At 64.6% G+C, this 15,198-nt stretch carries 16 protein-coding genes; 14 read left to right on the forward strand and 2 right to left on the reverse strand.

All coding sequences use genetic code 11. The features are described from left to right. The first annotated feature begins 24 nt into the window (after positions 1 to 24). The 4 genes from ACFVTG_RS04280 to ACFVTG_RS04295 all read left to right on the forward strand — a co-directional run bounded on the left by ACFVTG_RS04280 (position 25) and on the right by ACFVTG_RS04295 (position 3,093). A complete protein-coding gene (locus tag ACFVTG_RS04280) occupies positions 25 to 648 on the forward strand; it encodes a TasA family protein (protein ID WP_390278350.1) in 624 nt (207 codons plus the stop codon). 112 nt (positions 649 to 760) lie between these two features. After that, positions 761 to 1,831: a signal peptidase I gene (locus tag ACFVTG_RS04285; RefSeq protein ID WP_390278353.1), complete on the forward strand. Its 1,071-nt coding sequence runs from the start codon at positions 761 to 763 to the stop codon at positions 1,829 to 1,831. Between the two features lie 94 nt (positions 1,832 to 1,925). Further along, complete coding sequence (locus tag ACFVTG_RS04290; RefSeq protein ID WP_390278356.1) at positions 1,926 to 2,381, forward strand: hypothetical protein; 456 nt, start codon at positions 1,926 to 1,928, stop codon at positions 2,379 to 2,381. Between the two features lie 82 nt (positions 2,382 to 2,463). After that, positions 2,464 to 3,093 (forward strand): LysM peptidoglycan-binding domain-containing protein, encoded by a 630-nt coding sequence (locus ACFVTG_RS04295; RefSeq protein WP_390278359.1) that lies wholly within the window; start codon positions 2,464 to 2,466, stop codon positions 3,091 to 3,093. Between the two features lie 213 nt (positions 3,094 to 3,306). Here ACFVTG_RS04295 and ACFVTG_RS04300 read toward each other — a convergent pair whose 3' ends face one another. Continuing rightward, on the reverse strand, positions 3,307 to 4,872 hold the full coding sequence (locus ACFVTG_RS04300; RefSeq protein ID WP_390278361.1) for a chitinase: 1,566 nt from the start codon (positions 4,870 to 4,872) through the stop codon (positions 3,307 to 3,309). Between the two features lie 218 nt (positions 4,873 to 5,090). Between ACFVTG_RS04300 and ACFVTG_RS04305 the strand changes: the two genes are divergently transcribed. After that, positions 5,091 to 7,439, forward strand: a complete 2,349-nt coding sequence (locus ACFVTG_RS04305; RefSeq protein WP_390278364.1) for a glycosyltransferase family 2 protein — start codon at positions 5,091 to 5,093, stop codon at positions 7,437 to 7,439. Positions 7,440 to 7,466: 27 nt separating this feature from the next. On the opposite strand, the gene ACFVTG_RS04310 is transcribed toward ACFVTG_RS04305, so the two are convergent. Further along, entirely contained in the window at positions 7,467 to 8,279 is an 813-nt protein-coding gene (locus ACFVTG_RS04310; protein WP_284755297.1) for a DeoR/GlpR family DNA-binding transcription regulator, read from the reverse strand. A 143-nt stretch (positions 8,280 to 8,422) separates the two neighbouring features. Between ACFVTG_RS04310 and ACFVTG_RS04315 the strand changes: the two genes are divergently transcribed. The 9 genes from ACFVTG_RS04315 (at position 8,423) to ACFVTG_RS04355 (ending at position 15,124) form a co-directional block, all read left to right on the forward strand. Further along, positions 8,423 to 8,773 (forward strand): ArsR/SmtB family transcription factor, encoded by a 351-nt coding sequence (locus ACFVTG_RS04315; RefSeq protein ID WP_390278943.1) that lies wholly within the window; start codon positions 8,423 to 8,425, stop codon positions 8,771 to 8,773. Next, positions 8,770 to 9,495 carry an aquaporin gene (locus tag ACFVTG_RS04320; protein WP_390278367.1) on the forward strand — a complete coding sequence of 242 codons (726 nt, stop codon included), beginning with the start codon at positions 8,770 to 8,772 and terminating at the stop codon, positions 9,493 to 9,495. Before ACFVTG_RS04315 ends, ACFVTG_RS04320 begins: the two co-directional genes overlap by 4 nt. Further along, positions 9,492 to 9,914 carry an arsenate reductase ArsC gene (locus ACFVTG_RS04325; protein ID WP_284755300.1) on the forward strand — a complete coding sequence of 141 codons (423 nt, stop codon included), beginning with the start codon at positions 9,492 to 9,494 and terminating at the stop codon, positions 9,912 to 9,914. Before ACFVTG_RS04320 ends, ACFVTG_RS04325 begins: the two co-directional genes overlap by 4 nt. Before the next feature lie 48 nt (positions 9,915 to 9,962). Continuing rightward, the gene (locus tag ACFVTG_RS04330; RefSeq protein ID WP_390278370.1) at positions 9,963 to 11,333 is read left to right on the forward strand and encodes an NAD(P)-binding domain-containing protein; all 1,371 of its coding nucleotides are present in this window, start codon (positions 9,963 to 9,965) and stop codon (positions 11,331 to 11,333) included. 43 nt (positions 11,334 to 11,376) lie between these two features. Continuing rightward, positions 11,377 to 11,808 (forward strand): low molecular weight phosphatase family protein, encoded by a 432-nt coding sequence (locus ACFVTG_RS04335; RefSeq protein ID WP_390278373.1) that lies wholly within the window; start codon positions 11,377 to 11,379, stop codon positions 11,806 to 11,808. Positions 11,809 to 11,991: 183 nt separating this feature from the next. Beyond that, positions 11,992 to 12,333 (forward strand): DUF5655 domain-containing protein, encoded by a 342-nt coding sequence (locus tag ACFVTG_RS04340; RefSeq protein ID WP_390278376.1) that lies wholly within the window; start codon positions 11,992 to 11,994, stop codon positions 12,331 to 12,333. A 148-nt stretch (positions 12,334 to 12,481) separates the two neighbouring features. Further along, complete coding sequence (locus ACFVTG_RS04345; RefSeq protein ID WP_390278379.1) at positions 12,482 to 13,012, forward strand: DinB family protein; 531 nt, start codon at positions 12,482 to 12,484, stop codon at positions 13,010 to 13,012. A 54-nt stretch (positions 13,013 to 13,066) separates the two neighbouring features. Beyond that, positions 13,067 to 13,714, forward strand: coding sequence for a bifunctional 4-hydroxy-2-oxoglutarate aldolase/2-dehydro-3-deoxy-phosphogluconate aldolase (locus ACFVTG_RS04350; protein ID WP_390278382.1), 648 nt, complete (start codon positions 13,067 to 13,069; stop codon positions 13,712 to 13,714). A gap of 114 nt (positions 13,715 to 13,828) precedes the next feature. Continuing rightward, positions 13,829 to 15,124, forward strand: a complete 1,296-nt coding sequence (locus ACFVTG_RS04355) for an MFS transporter (protein WP_390278385.1) — start codon at positions 13,829 to 13,831, stop codon at positions 15,122 to 15,124. The last annotated feature ends 74 nt before the right edge of the window (positions 15,125 to 15,198 follow it).

Consider the following 15,198-nt stretch of genomic DNA (forward strand, 5'->3'; position numbering starts at 1 on the left):
GCTTCAAGAAACGGAAATTTCATCATGGGTCTCAACCTGAAAACCACCACCGGTAAAGTCATTGCTTCCCTGGCCCTGGTCGGCACAGCTGCCGGCGTGGCGGGACTGGGAACCTACGGTGCCTTCACCTCCAGCACCTCGGCCAGCAACACCGTGGCCTCGGGCATCGTGAACATCGCCCTGGGCACCACAGGCACCGCAGCGAACCGGCTCAACGTCGCCGCGTCCGGCCTGGTCCCGGGCGACACCGTGCAGCGCGTGGCGACCCTGGCCAACGCCGCCGGGAACCAGAACCTCTCCGCGATCACCCTGACCACCGCGGCCGCCCCGTCCTCCCTGCTGGACACCAACACCACCATGGGCCTGCAGCTCACCGTCGATGACTGCTCCGTGCCCTGGACCGAGGCCGGCACCGCCCCCGCCTACACCTACACCTGCACCGGCACCACCACCACGGTCCTGGCCTCCCGTCCCGTGATCGGCGCGAACGTGGCCCTGGCCAACCTGACCTCGGTCACCGCCGGACACACCGACAACCTGCGCGTCACCCTGACCCTGCCCTCCACCGCGGACAACACCCTGCAGAACCAGAGCAGCACCATCGGCTTCACCTTCACCGGCACCCAGCGCACCGCCACCAACCAGTAACACCCCCGGCAACCCCGGCCGGTAACCCCAGCCCCGAGCCAGCCCTCCGCCGTCGAGCCCCCCCTTGAAAACGACGGCGGAGGGCCTCCCCCCAGAAACGGAGAGCCCAGCCATGACCGCAGCACCGGTCCGCCACCGGCGGGTCCCCCCGACCACGACGACGGCACCCGGCACCGATCGGCCTGGCACTGAAAACGCCGGCACCGAAGCCGCGGGTGAGGGCCGGGGTGCGGGGCCGGGGGTTGCCCGGGCCCTGGTCGGTGTCGTCACGACCGCGGTGATGGTGGCCGCGGTCGCGGCGTTCCTGTTCCTCGCCGTCGGGCCGCGCGTGCTGGGTTACCAGACGTCCACGATGCTCACCGGGTCGATGTCGCCGCTGATCAACCCCGGGGACGTCGTGGTCACCGTCCCCGTCGCGGTCCAGGAGCTGAAGGTCGGGGACATCATCACCTACCACATCCCGGTGGAGGACCAGCGGGTGGAAACCCACCGGATCATCGAGCTGGCAGTCAACAGCCAGGGCACCGCGACGGTCCGGACCAAGGGCGACGCGAACAACGGCCCCGACCCCTGGACCGCGGCCCTGGCCGGCGGGCAGGTGGACCGGCAGGTGTTCACCGTCCCGTACCTGGGCAACGCGATCCGCGCCCTGCGCGATCCCGTGGTCTTGAAGGTCCTGATGTACGGCGCCCCGGCCGCCCTGGTGCTCCTGCTCCTCGCCTCCATCTGGCGCAAAAACCCCGACGCCGGCACCGCCGCTGAAGACAACGCCGCCGGTACCGCCGGCGGCGTGGGCGACGCGGTTACCGGCGCCGCGGCTGGGCGGCCGTTGCCGGCTTTTGACCGCCGCCCCCTCAGGCGCCTGGCCCGGGAGATGAAGAGCAAGGAAGCGGCCCGGAAGTTCGCCGCCGCCTACGCCAGGCTGCTGCCCGCCCGGGTGGAGCGGATCAGCCACGCCCTGAGCACCGGCAACACCGAGCTCGCCATGGACGCGGTGCTCAGCCTGAAAACCAGCTCCTCGATGGTCGGGGCGCTCCGGATGGAACAACACTGCCTCCGCCTCGAACACGCCCTGGCCACGACCGACCACACCGCCGCGGCCCGGGCCGGGGACGCCGTCCGCGAGCACCAGGCCCAGCTGGAAAAAGCCCTGGGCGGTCACACCGCCCGGCGCGCCGCATGAAATCCTCCAAGAACCGGACCCGGTGCCCTGCCCTTACCGCCTGAAAACGGTGAGAATGGAACCGACCACCGGGCCTGACAGAAAGCCGCCGACCTTGCGAAGAAGCCGGAGCACCGCCGACACCGCCCGGACGCCCGCGCCCGGGCGCCTCGCCTCGGTCCTGGCAGCCGCCGCGGTCCTGGTCTTCGCCCCCGGCATCGCCCAAGCCGCGTTCAACACCACCGCCGGCGCCGCGCTCCCCGTCTCCTCCGCCACCCTGGCATCGACCGCCACCGTCAGCGCGTCCTGCCAGGGATCGAGCCTCACCATCACCGTCACCGACTGGGCCCTGACCGATCCCCGCTTCCAAGGCCAGTTCACCGTCACCACCGTCCTCGGGATCGTCGTCTTCACCGGCACCAGCAACCAAAGCGGCGGCGGAACCTACACCGCGAAAATCGTCCCCCACCTCGGAACCTGGAACTGGACCGTCCAAAACCAATACCCCGTCCCCGGCACCAGCAACACCTGGACCGGCACACCCAAGACCGGCCAATTCACCTGCACCTAAGAGCCCTGGGCTGCGGCAGTATGGCTCGCCCCGGTGTGAGCTGGCTTGGGCTAATCTTTGACTGAGCACGCATCGTGCTGCCGTGGGCGGCGGCGCAACTCAGGGGGATGGTTTGAAGGCTTACATTCGTATCGGCAGCTTCCATGTACGGACGATAGGATCGCTCTCTTTGCTGGCCGCGTCGGCAATGTTGCTGGCATCCTGTGCCTATTCGGAGCCCGCACCTTCCCCCAGTATTTCCCCGTCACCTCAAGCCGCGGTGGCTAGTGCATCCAGTTCCAGTGCGCCCTTGCCTGAGGCGGCCGGCAAGGTGAGTCTGAGTTCCTACAAGCTGCCGGCGAAGTACACGACGGTCGCCGGGGATACCTGGGCGTCTATTGCGAAAGCATTCGAGCTCAAGGAAGAAAGCCTCAAAGCATTTCAGGCGAAGGCCATAGACGCCGAGCCGGCACCAGGGACTGTCGTTGATCTGCGGGGAGTCGACTATCAGCGGCCGGGAGCCAGTGGCGAATACGAGAAGGACGCGTCGGGCCAACCGGATGTCTATATTGTGCAGGCCGGCGATAACCCCGGTGCCGTCGCAGCTCGTTTTGGGATACCAGTCAGGCAGTTGGTGACTGACAACAAGCTCCCTGGGATGTTTTCGATGTCCCCCGAGGACACTGCCTCCTTCAAGCCCGGGATGAAACTCAAGTTGCAAAACCCGACGTAGGAATTGCCCTTCGCCCAGGCTAAGGCTGCGCAGCTCACTCAACGTCAAGCGGTTAGTTACACTTTCGGGGCTGCCGGACATTAACGGGGTATGAGCTTGCAAACGCATTTGGGGGACGGCGTCTGCCGCTTCGTCCCAACCCCACCCCGAACAGGCAGCTGATGCCCTCACGAAGCGATTTTGAGGGCATCAGCTGCCAGTTCGCGCCTAATCTCAGGGAGCTGGCGTGGTGGGCGACGGGGTCAGGATCTGGGCTGGGGTCAATTTTGCCCACGGGGAGTCCGGGGCACCCTGGATTGCGGCTTCCGGGCTATCTCCTTGAGTCCACCACTTGGCCTCGAACGCGGAGCCTTCGAAGAGAATGCGGTCGCCCTTGTGATAGATCGTCTCCGGCGCCCACGCCGGGAAGGTTCCCGCGGGCACCGTCGCCTTGGGGCTTGGCCTGTCTCCGGGCAGCACCGGACCCACGAGTTTCCATGGGGTGGCGCCGCCCTGCAGAACCGGGTTGTCCGGGACGTCGGCGCGGGTCCACCATTTTGCCTCGTAGACGCTGCCGTGCCAGACCACCCTGTCCGCCGCGGTGTATGCGGCATAGGTGCTCCATATCGGATAAGGGCTGGTCGCCGGGTCATCGATGGTGGGCGTCGCACTGGTTGAGGCAGTGGCTGTAGGGGATGGAACCACAGCCGGAGTAGGCAACGCCACATCATTGGCAAGGGTGGCCGAGAACAGTTGGGAACCCTGGACCACCCCGCTGCAGCTGTCCGAGACCTTGCTCAAATCGGGGTAGTTGGGGCTGCACGTCCTGTCCCTGTTCATGGACCACATCGACAACCTGCCGAGGCCTTTGTCTTTGACGAAGCTGTTCATGGTGGCTGCGTCATCGAGGGTGAATATTTCGCCGGCGATATCGTTCTGGCCCACCATGACGGTCAGGCCAAGCTTGCGCCAGAGGGTTTCGCTGCCAAAGTCGGTTCCTGCGTTGCGGTAGAGGGCGGCGAGCTGTCCGTGGGCCGCATCCGCAGCTGATTCTGCGGCACGGGACATGCTCCAAGCTGCAGGCTTACTGGCACCGAAATCCATCGTCATGATGTTCACGCCCTCCAGTTCTACGCCGCCCGCGAGGGTGTGCGCCACGATGACCTGGCCTTGGCTCGTGAGGCCGTCCGGGTCGGCTGCAAGGGTCAGCCAGACGGCGAGGGGCTTGCCGCTGGCTTTGCGCTCCTTCTGAAGGGCGGCAATGGCCTGCGCCCGTCGGTCGGCTGCGGCTATGTCGCCCAAGGCGACGCCTTCGACGTCGAGATCTACCGTCGCGACGTCGTAGCGATCCACAATCTGCCGGTAGGCGTCTGTCAGGGCCTTCGTGTCTTTGCAGGAAACCGCGAGTTCGTTGTTGTTCATCCCGCCGAAGGAAACCGCTGTGGCCCCTCCAAGCTGACGGAGACGGGCGATCCTCCGGTCCAAGTCGAGGTCGGAAGCTGCCTGGTCCGGGCTATATGCCGCACCCCAGGACGGGGCGCAGCCCTGCTTCGGATCGGCGACGACGAAGGACAGCACCACGGCTTTCGCGCTGGGGACGGCTGGATCTTCGAACGCGAAGCGCGGCGTCGCCGTCACGTCCACATAGCCGGAAAACACCGAAGGCATGGATGCGGCGGCACTGACATCCTGGACGTTGCGGAGGCCGAGGTAGCCCGCCGTGACCGCCGCGACCACGATGACGCAAAGGATGCCCAAACGCAGGACGGACAGCCGCCGGCCGGGAAAGCGCTTCGACACAGAGATACCCCCAGAGCATTCGAATAGGACTTCGCGGATGTCCGGGAAAGAGCTCACTCCGGTGGTAGCTGCGCAGCTTGGCGTAGCATTTCCACGAGTCTTGTCCCAACTACGCGTCGTTCGCCTATCATAGGGGCGCACTGTAGTGCGGGCCGTCACATTACGCCTGCATTGTGCCGCGCGTCCGCTGGGGGCGCACGGACGGCGAATGGGGATTCATGTCGGATCAGATCGTGCTGCTACGCCCCGATGACCAAGGAACGGCTGACGGGCAGTCATCAAAAGCCCGAAAGCGTCAGTGGGGAGCAGAGAAACGCTCTGAACCGCTCTCGATCGTCCACCCGGCACCATCGCGGCGCAAAATCGTCCTCGGCCGGATCGGCGTCCTCACCACCGTGCTCGCCTGGCTCGGCTATGTGGTCACGACCGTCCTCAAACAGCTGGTGGACAACCCCGGCGCCGGATTCCGCTTCGGCGCCGAATCCCTCTCCTACTTGGTGGTGGTGTCCTTCCTGACGTTCTCGGCCCTGATGTACCTCACCGCCCGCCAAGGCGCCCTGACCCGCTTCCGGACCCACCGACGGGTTCCCCGAGGGGAGCTGGACCGGCACTTCTTCGACTACTCCGAGGGCATCACGGTGCTGATTCCTTCCTACGCGGAAGAACCGGAAGTAGTCCGCGGCACCATGTGGTCCGCGGTCCTGCAGGAATTCCCGGACCTGAGCGTCGTGCTGCTTCTCGATGATCCCCCCTTCCCGGAAGACCCCGACGTGCTCCGGCGCCTCGAAGCCACCCGCGCGCTCGCCGGCCAGATCACGGATACCCTCAAGGAACCAGCGGCCAGGGTCAACGCCGCCTACGCGAGGTACCGCCGTCGTCGTCGTGATCAAGAACCTGAACCGGGGGCCGGCACTAACGCCGGCACCGAAGTTGAGCGGCTGATCGCCGAATACCAATACGCTGCGGAATGGCTCGAAGCTATGGCCGAGACCGAGTCCGTCGAGGACCACGTGGATGAGTTCTTCGTGGACCTGGTCCTCATGGGCCTGGCCCGGGAACTACGCCTCGTGATCCTGGCCCTGACGGCCGCCAACGCACAGCGGACCTCGCCCGGCCCGGAACGCATCGCTGAGCTGTACGCGCGGCTGACCTGGATCTTCAACGCCCGGGTGTCCACGTTCGAGCGGAAGCGGTTCGCGAGCCTCTCCCACGAGGCCAACAAGGCAATGAACCTGAACGCCTACCTTTCGCTCATGGGCGGGACCTGGCACCCGGAACAGACAGCCGACGGCACCGTCTTGCGGCCCGCAGGGGTCGACGACGGCGATGTGCTGTCGGTCCCGGACACCACTTACGTCCTGACGCTGGACGCGGACTCGATGCTGCTGCGCGACTACTGCCTCCGCCTGGTTCATCTCCTCGAATCCCCGGGCAATGAGCAGGTAGCCGTCACCCAGACCCCGTACTCCTCCTTCCGCGGTGCCCCGACCCGGATCGAACGCATCGCCGGGGCCACCACGGACATCCAGCACATCCAGCACCAAGGGATGACCCAATACGGCGCGACGTTCTGGGTGGGGGCGAACGCCGTGATCCGCAAACGCGCCCTGGAAGACATCGTCGAGATCTCGACGGTGGGCGGCTTCGAGGTCAGAACGTACATCCAGGACCGCACTGTCATCGAAGACACCGAGTCCAGCGTGGACCTTGGCAAGCACGGCTGGACCCTGGCCAATTACCCGGAGCGGCTCAGCTACAGCGCCACCCCGCCGGACTTTGGATCGCTCGTGGTGCAGCGACGGCGATGGGCCAACGGCGGACTGCTGATCCTGCCCAAACTCTGGGAACAGATCCGCAACCGCACCCGCCAAGCACGGCCACTGCTCTTCCGTGAAATCCTGTTGCGGGTCAACTACATGGCCTCCATCACCTGGGCGAGCTTCGGGCTGCTGTTCCTCCTCGCGTACCCCTACGACAGCCGTCTCCTCAGCCCCTTGGTCTTCCTCGCGGCCCTGCCCTACTTCCTGGCGATGGGCAGCGACCTGCGGGACTGCGGGCACCGGTTCAGCGACATCTTCCGGATCTACGGCTTCAACCTTGTGCTCCTGCCGGTCAATCTTGCCGGTGTCCTGAAGTCCCTCCAGCAAGCGCTCACGGGAGACAAGATCCCGTTCGTCCGCACCCCGAAGGTCAAGGACCGCACGGCGGCCCCGGCCCTCTACGTCCTCGCTCCGTACTTGATCGTCGCGTTCTCCTTGTTGACCGTCTGGCGCAACTGGCAACTCGGAAACTGGGGCAATGCGGCATTCGCTGCCTTCAACGCCGTCATGGCCGCCGGAGCGATCCGGGCCTACATCGGACTGGCCAACTCCGGAGTGGACATGTACCTTGGCGTGCTGAACTGGCTGTACGTCGAGCCCAAAATGCCGAAAGCGCAGCCGCCGGCCATCATCCCCAAAACCCCGGAACAGGTCGACTGGGAGTCGCTGCTCTACCACGGTGACCGCCGCCTGAACCGCGACCTCCGCGGCAAGAACGACCGCCGGAAACGGGCCGGATCGGCGTGAGGCTACGCCGGCGTTGGACGTCGGTGTTTAGCGTCCAGAACCGTTCGCTGCCGCGACGTGCACTGTAACGCCCAATTCCTGGATGTTATCCCGGGTGTCCTGTGCCAGTTCATCGTCGGTGACAACGGCGTCGAGTTGCTCGATCGGCGCGACCCGGAACTTCGCAAAGGTTCCGAACTTGGTGCTGTCCGCCAGCAGGAAGCAGCGCGACGCTGACTCGAGCGCGGCCAGTTTCATTTCCACTTTGTCCATGGACGGCGTCGTGACGCCGCGGGACAGGCTCCATGCGCCCGTGCTCATGAAGAACAGATCGATGTTGATGTGCTTGATGGCGTCGGCCGCCATGCGGCCTGAGCTTGAGGCGCTGGAAGCATCCACCACGCCGCCGGTATGGATGGTCTCAACGTTCGGGTATGCGAATAGGGACGTGACCACGTAAAAATCGTTGGTGACCACGGTGATGTTCTTCCGGGCGCCCAGATAGGGGACTACGGACTGGCAGGTTGTACCGGCGTCGAGGAACAGGACCATGTCGTCTTCGACGAACTGGGACGCAAGCTCGGCGATTGCTTTTTTCCGCGGCAGCTCCAGCTGCGCTCGGGATTCCCTCTCCCGGGGAGGTTCCTGGCTGGTCCCCTCCGCCAAACGCACGCCTCCTTGGACCGACAACACATGCCCGGCATCTTCGAGGGCTGTAATGTCGCGCCGGATGGTCATGTGGGAGACGTTCATGGATTCCGTGAGGCTGCGGATGCTCAGCACCCCCTCGCGGCGAAGCAAGCGAAGAATCTCCTGATGGCGCTGCTCCGGGATCAGGGGAGGTGATGTTGACGAACTCAAAGTTGCTCCTTCGCGATGGACAACCCCATCTTAACAAGTTTTCACACAGTGTTCCGATTTGTGCTTGCCGGAGAGCCGGAAGACTTCGTTGTCGCCGCGGCCTTGCCTTAAACATCGACAGATGTGAATATTTACGAGTGTCTATGTCATTGCAGTTAACGCCCGTCCAAACGGTGGAGTGTTGTTCGCCGCTAGCCAGGGAACCGCTCTCGGAATCGGAAGCCGCGGGGATCGTGCCCCTGCTGAAGGCGCTGGGCGATCCGGTGCGGCTCCGGCTAATGTCGCTCGTTGCATCCCACGAGGGCGGCGAAGCCTGCGTATGCGATTTGAACGACGCCTTTGAGCTGTCACAGCCGACCATCAGCCACCACCTGAAGGTCCTGCACGAAGCGGGGCTGTTGGAGCGCGAAAAGCGCGGCGTGTGGGTCTACTACCGCGCACGCACCGATGCCTTGTCCGGCCTGGCGGCCTTGATCGGGGGACAGGGCCAGTGAGCGTGCTGACGCGGCGGTCCGTGGCGGAGTTCGCAGGCACCGCTTTCCTCGTGATGGCCGTGGTGGGGTCCGGCGTCATGGCCTCGCGACTGTCCCCGAACGACGTCGGACTGCAGCTCCTGCAGAACAGCGTCGCCACCGGCGCCGCTCTCGTGGCGTTGATCCTGGCGCTGCAGCCGGTCTCGGCATCCTTCAACCCAGTGGTCACTTTGGTGGAGCGCGCCCTGGGGATCCTGGATACGCCCACCGCCTTGGCGCTGATCGCTGCCCAGTTCGTCGGAGGCCTGGCAGGGACCGCGCTCGCCAACCTGATGTTCGGCCTCGACGCCGTGACACTCTCCACGCATGAACGCGCCGGGGGAGGGCTGTGGCTCGGCGAAGTCATCGCCACTATCGGGCTGCTCCTGGTCATCTTCGGCACCATCCGCTCCGGGCGGGCCGACCGCGTGGCGTTCGCCGTCGGCGGCTACATCACCGCCGCCTACTGGTTCACCAGCTCCACCAGCTTCGCAAACCCTGCCGTAACCGTGGCCCGGACCATCACAGACACCTTCGCCGGGATTGCCCCGGCCTCCGCCCCGGCGTTCATCCTCGCCCAGCTGCTGGGCGGCGCGGGCGGGTTCTTCCTGATCCGCGCGCTGTACCCAGCCATTGTGGCGTTGCCTGCGCCTTTACCCTTGGCTTTGCCGGCTTCTGCACCCGATCGAAAGGTCCTCTCATGAGCACTGAAACTGTCAAGAAACCCTCCGTTCTCTTCGTCTGTGTCCACAACGCCGGGCGTTCCCAGATGGCTGCCGCTTTCCTCACCGCCCTTGCTGATGGGCGGATTGAGGTCCGTTCCGCCGGGTCCCAGCCCGCTGACAAAGTCAACCCCGCCGCCGTCGAGGCCATGGCCGAGCTTGGCATCGACATGTCCGCCGAAATCCCAAAGATCCTCACCACCGAAGCCGTGAAGGAATCCGACGTCGTCATCACCATGGGCTGCGGCGACGAATGCCCGTACTTCCCCGGTAAACGCTACGAGGACTGGGTCCTCGAAGACCCGGCCGGCCAGGGCATCGAAGCCGTCCGTCCGATCCGGGACGAGATCAGGACCCGCATCGAGGGCCTGATCGAGTCCCTCACCCCTGCCGCAAAGTAGCGCAGCACCGTAGTAAGTCCATGGATGAAACAGAGGAGCCTGGATTCAATGAACGAGCTTCCCATTGCCGTGATCGGAGCCGGGCCCATCGGCCTGGCCGCAGCCGCGCACCTCTTGGAGCGTGGACTGGAACCGGTGATCTTCGAAGCGGGCCCGACCGCGGGCGCCGCGATCGAACACTGGCGGCACATCCGCCTGTTCTCACCTTGGCGTTTCAACCTCGACGCCGCGGCCGTGAGATTGTTGGAGGCGTCCGGCTGGGAGACGCCGCGCCTGACCGCACTGCCTTACGGCGGGGAACTCGTCGACAACTACCTGGCACCTTTGTCCGCCCTTCCTGCCATCCGCTCCCGGCTCCAGACCGGTGCGCGGGTTGGCGCGGTCACCCGCGTAGGGCTGGACAAGACGCACGTCTGTGAACGCGACTCCACACCATTCCTTGTGCGGGTTGAGCACGACGGCGGTGGGACCCGCCACTACCGGGTGTCAGGTGTGATCGATGCCTCCGGAACGTGGTCCACCCGCAACCCCTTGGGCACCTCAGGGCTGCCTGCCATCGGTGAACACGCTGCAGCTGCCTGGATCTCCTCACCTCTGCCGGACGTGACAGGTCGCGATCGCGAGTCCTTCGCCGGACGCCGTGTCCTGGTAGTCGGTGCCGGACACTCTGCCGCCAACACCCTCATAAACCTGACGGAGCTCACTAGGGACGAGCCCGGAACCCGAATCCTGTGGGCAGTCCGGGGCGCTTCCGCCGAAAAGGTCTATGGCGGCGAGGACGCCGATGGGCTACCTGCCCGCGGTCAGCTTGGCGGAAGGCTTCGGCGCCTTGTGGAGTCTGGAAAGATCGAATTGCACACCGGATTCGGCATCAGCTCGCTGAAATCCTTGGACTCCCACCTGACCGTCACCGCAGGCGACGGCCGCACGCTACAGGTTGACGTCGTCGTGCCCTGCACCGGCTTCCGCCCCGATCTGGACATGCTCCGCGAACTCCGACTCAACCTTGACCCCGCCGTCGAAGCACCTGTGGGGCTCGGCCCGCTGATCGATCCCGAATTCCATTCTTGTGGCACGGTGCCTCCGCACGGCGCGAGGCTTCTGGCGCACCCTGAGAAGGACTTCTACATCGTGGGCATGAAATCCTATGGCCGTGCCCCGACCTTCCTGCTGGCCACCGGTTACGAACAGGTCCGCTCCATCGCTGCCGCCCTCGCCGGAGACCAGGCAGCCGCTGACACCGTCCAGCTTGAACTGCCCGAAACAGGAGTCTGCTCCACCGATGCCGGCACCAGCTGCGACGTCCCCGCCACGAACACCAGGGCATCGTCCGAAGACGCCGGCTGCTGCGCCGCTCCCGAGCCGGTCCTCGTCGGGTTCCCCACCGGCCTGACCCACGGACGCTCCGGCGAACTCTGAGCACCCACCATGCGCTGCTGAGCGCATCCGAACAGCAGGAAGAATGACATTCATGACCGAAAACCGTAAGACCCCACATATCCTGTTCGTCTGCAGCAAGAACGGCGGCAAATCCCAACTCGCTGCGGCACTCATGCGAGACCTTGCCGGCGACGCCGTCGCTGTCTACTCGGCCGGCACAAATCCCGGAAGCTCTTTGAATCTAGAATCCGTGGAGTCCTTGAAGGAGCTCGGTATCGGGATCGCCGGCGAGCACCCCAAACCCATCACGGACGACGTGCTGGACGCCGCCGACGTCGTCGTTGTCTTGGGCACCGAAGCCAAACTCGAACGCCACGGCACGGCCCGCGTCCTGACGTGGGAAACCGACGAACCCTCCGCTCGTGGCATCGAAGGCATGGACCGCATGCGCCTGGTCCGCGACGACATCAATGCCCGCGTCCAAAAGCTCTACGCCGAACTCGTGGAAAACTAAGCCGTCGGCGTTTTGACTGTGACAGGTTGAGATGCCCCTGGTAGGGCGGTTATTTCTAGCCCCACTTCGCCCGGGTCGAGGGCCTCTCGATCCGTCCGGTGGCGGTCCGGCACGGGGGTAACCGGAGGAGGGTGAGGCATGGGCCATAGGCTCGGAGGCAAGCCTTCGCCTTATGCTGGCAGAATGGCACGTACCGCAAGAGAACGCATTGATGGCGATCCCGTTTCCTCGGGCGTTTACGGTGCCCTCCTCGATCAGATTTCTGCGCTTGACGGGTGTGAGTTGCAGGAGAACGCCTCGTCGTTCCATGTCGCTCACGGGCGCGCGTTTCTGGGGATCCATCCCCGCCGAGGCGGGATTCTGGTCAACATTGTTTTGGACAGGCAACTCGAATCTGATCGTGTGCACCGCGCCGAGCGGGTATCTGCTAACCGGTGGCATAACGAAGTCATCCTGAAGGACCCTTCAGAGATTGACGCCGAGATGCTGGCCTGGATCCGCGAAGGATATGCGCTCACCGCCTGAAACAGGATGAACGCAGGTTCGTTTCCGAGGGCATGAAGCTTTTAACGGGCCCTGCCGCACCGGACCAGATTTGACCGACCCGCCGGGGCCGGAAAACACTTGACACGATCAGCGCTTCTTCCGCCGCCGATTGCGGGACACTGGAGCCATGGATCCGGCCCGGGAAGAATGCCTCGCAGGATACCGACGGGCCCTTCGGGAGCTGAACAGTTGGCTGGCGAGCGCGACGCCGTCGGATCTGCAACGCAAGAGTAACGGTACCCGCTGGACCAATGAGGAACTGCTCTTCCACATGGTCTTCGGGTACATGATCGTCAGGTCCCTCTTGCCTTTGGTCCGCGTCATGAGTCGCCTGCCCCGATCCTGGGGCAGGGGATTCGCCGCCGGTTTGAACGCGGCTACCGGCCCGTTCGACGTCGTGAACTATTGGGGATCGGTTGCAGCCGCCATGGTCTACGACCGGCACCGGATGGGCCGGAAACTCGAAAAGACGATCGCGGCGCTGGCCCGCCGACTCGAACGCGAAACCCCGGACTCCCTGGCCAGGTCGATGCCCTTCCCGACCCGGTGGGACCCCTTCTTCACAGCTGACATGACCCTCGCGGACACCTACGCGTATGCCACGCAGCATTTCGACTTCCACGCGAAGCAGCTGAGCCTCCGGTCACTGGAGCCTTAACAAGTTTTCACAGACTGTTCCGATTTGTGAATATTTGGGGTAATCTCTTAATCAATGTTAACCAAATTTGAAGTACTAGAGACCATCGTCCGCACCGGCGCCTTGCTGATTGCCCGCCTGGACAGTGCCGACGAGGCCTACCGCGTATCTGAAGCTGCCATCGAGGGCGGCATCCGTGCAGTGGAGGTCCCGTTGACTGTTCCCGGCGCCCTGGGAGTCATCGAGCGGCTTGCCGACAAATACGGGGACCAAGGCATCGTGATCGGTGCCGGTACCGTGCTTGACGCAGAGGCTGCCTTTGCCAGCATCTCTGCGGGCGCGCGGTTGCTGGTCAGCCCGCAGTTCAATCCGAAGATGATCGCCGCAGGAAACCGCTACCAAGCCGTCACTGCCAGCGGAGCGTTCACCCCCACGGAGGTCGTCAACACCCTGGAAGCCGGGGCGGACATCATCAAGCTGTTCCCCGCTGAACTGGGCGGGCCTTCATACGTCAAGACCATCCTTGCGCCCCTGCCGCAGGCGCCCATCATGCCTTCCGGCGGAGTTACCCCCGCGAATGTCGGCGCCTGGTTCGACGCGGGTGTGACCGCCGTCGGCGTGGGAAGTTTTGTGACAAAGGCGGCCCAGAACGACGGCGACTACGGACTCGTTGCCCGCGCTGCACAGACCTTCCTCGCAGCGATCGACGAAGCCCGGCGCTAGCCGAAAACCCGGCGCAGCCGGAGTCCGGCACCGGCCGGCAAACAAATCCGGCAGTAGCCGGCGAAAGCACAACCCGACAAAGACCGTCGGTCAGAACACAAAGGAGTGAGCTGCATGAGCCAAGCATCAGCAGATATAGACACCACGGACACCAATCCCCTGAGGCGCGTCAGAATCAGGTGGTACCTGGTAGCCCTGCTGGTCATCGGCGGGATCGTGAATTACCTGGACCGAAACAACCTCAGCATCGCCAACACCACGATCGCCAAGGAATTCGGCCTCAACGCGCTTCAGATGGGGTTGCTGCTTTCGGCGTTCTCGTGGCCGTACGCTATTGCCAACCTGCCGGCCGGCTACCTTGTGGACAAATATGGTCCCAAGCGCATGTTCGCCTGGGCGGCCGGACTCTGGTCCATCATCTCGATGCTCTCAGCCCTCGCCAACTCCTTCGGCTTCCTGTACGCCGCCCGTGTGGCCTTGGGTATCTCCGAATCCCCATTCTTCACGTCGGGTCTGAAGGTTGCCGATCGCTGGTTCAACAAGACCGAGCGCGCCCTGCCTGTCTCGATCGTCAACACCGGCTCGCAGATTGCCAACGCCATTGCCCCACCGCTGCTGACCTTCCTGTTGCTGACCATGAGCTGGCGTGGCATGTTCGTCGTCATCGGCGCACTCGGCGTGATCGTCGCCCTCGTGTGGCTGCGCGTCTACCGTGACCCCACCCTCAAGGAACAGTTCCTCATCAAGGGTGCCGAGTTCGAAGAGCAGTCCAAGCCCAAGGAAAAGCAAGCCGGCTGGGGCGAACTGCTCAAGCAGAAGAACACCTGGTTCATGGTTCTGGGCGCGTTCGGCATCTTCTACACGGTGTGGGTCTACCTCACCTGGCTCCCGAGCTACCTGCAGACCGCCCGTGGCTTCAGCCTCAGCCAGAGTGGATGGCTCGCAGCCCTTCCGTTTCTCTGCGGCATCATCGGTGTGCTGACCGGCGGCGTGATCTCCAGCAGGGCCATCCGCCGCGGCATTCCTACCGTCACCGCCCGCAAGCTCCCGATCGTCGGAGGCGCGCTCCTCGCCGCCGCAGCCGTCCTGCCCGTTGCCTACGTTGACAACTCCGCACTGGCTATCGTCCTGCTCTCCGTCGGTTACTTCGCCGCCCAGGTGCCGATCGGTGTCCTCTGGACGCTGGCCGCGGACATCGCAGAACCCACGCAGGTTGCATCCCTGGGCGCCATCCAGAACTTCGGCGGCTTCCTCGGTGCGGCACTCGCCCCGATCGTCACAGGGTTCATCCTCACCCAGACCGCCGGCAACTACACCCTGGTCTTCCTGATCGGCGGAGTCCTGCTGGTGGTGGGCGCACTCTCCTACGGTTTCTTCGTCAAGGACCGCCGGGCCACAGTTACGGCCTAGCCTCGGCGCTGTGGCGGGGACGGCAGCAATGCCTACCCGCCACAGCCCTTTGTTGAAAGAATTTGATCCAGAGT

Origin of the sequence: Arthrobacter sp. NPDC058127, from assembly GCF_042884555.1 — a bacterium.
In the GTDB taxonomy this organism is placed as follows: domain Bacteria; phylum Actinomycetota; class Actinomycetes; order Actinomycetales; family Micrococcaceae; genus Arthrobacter.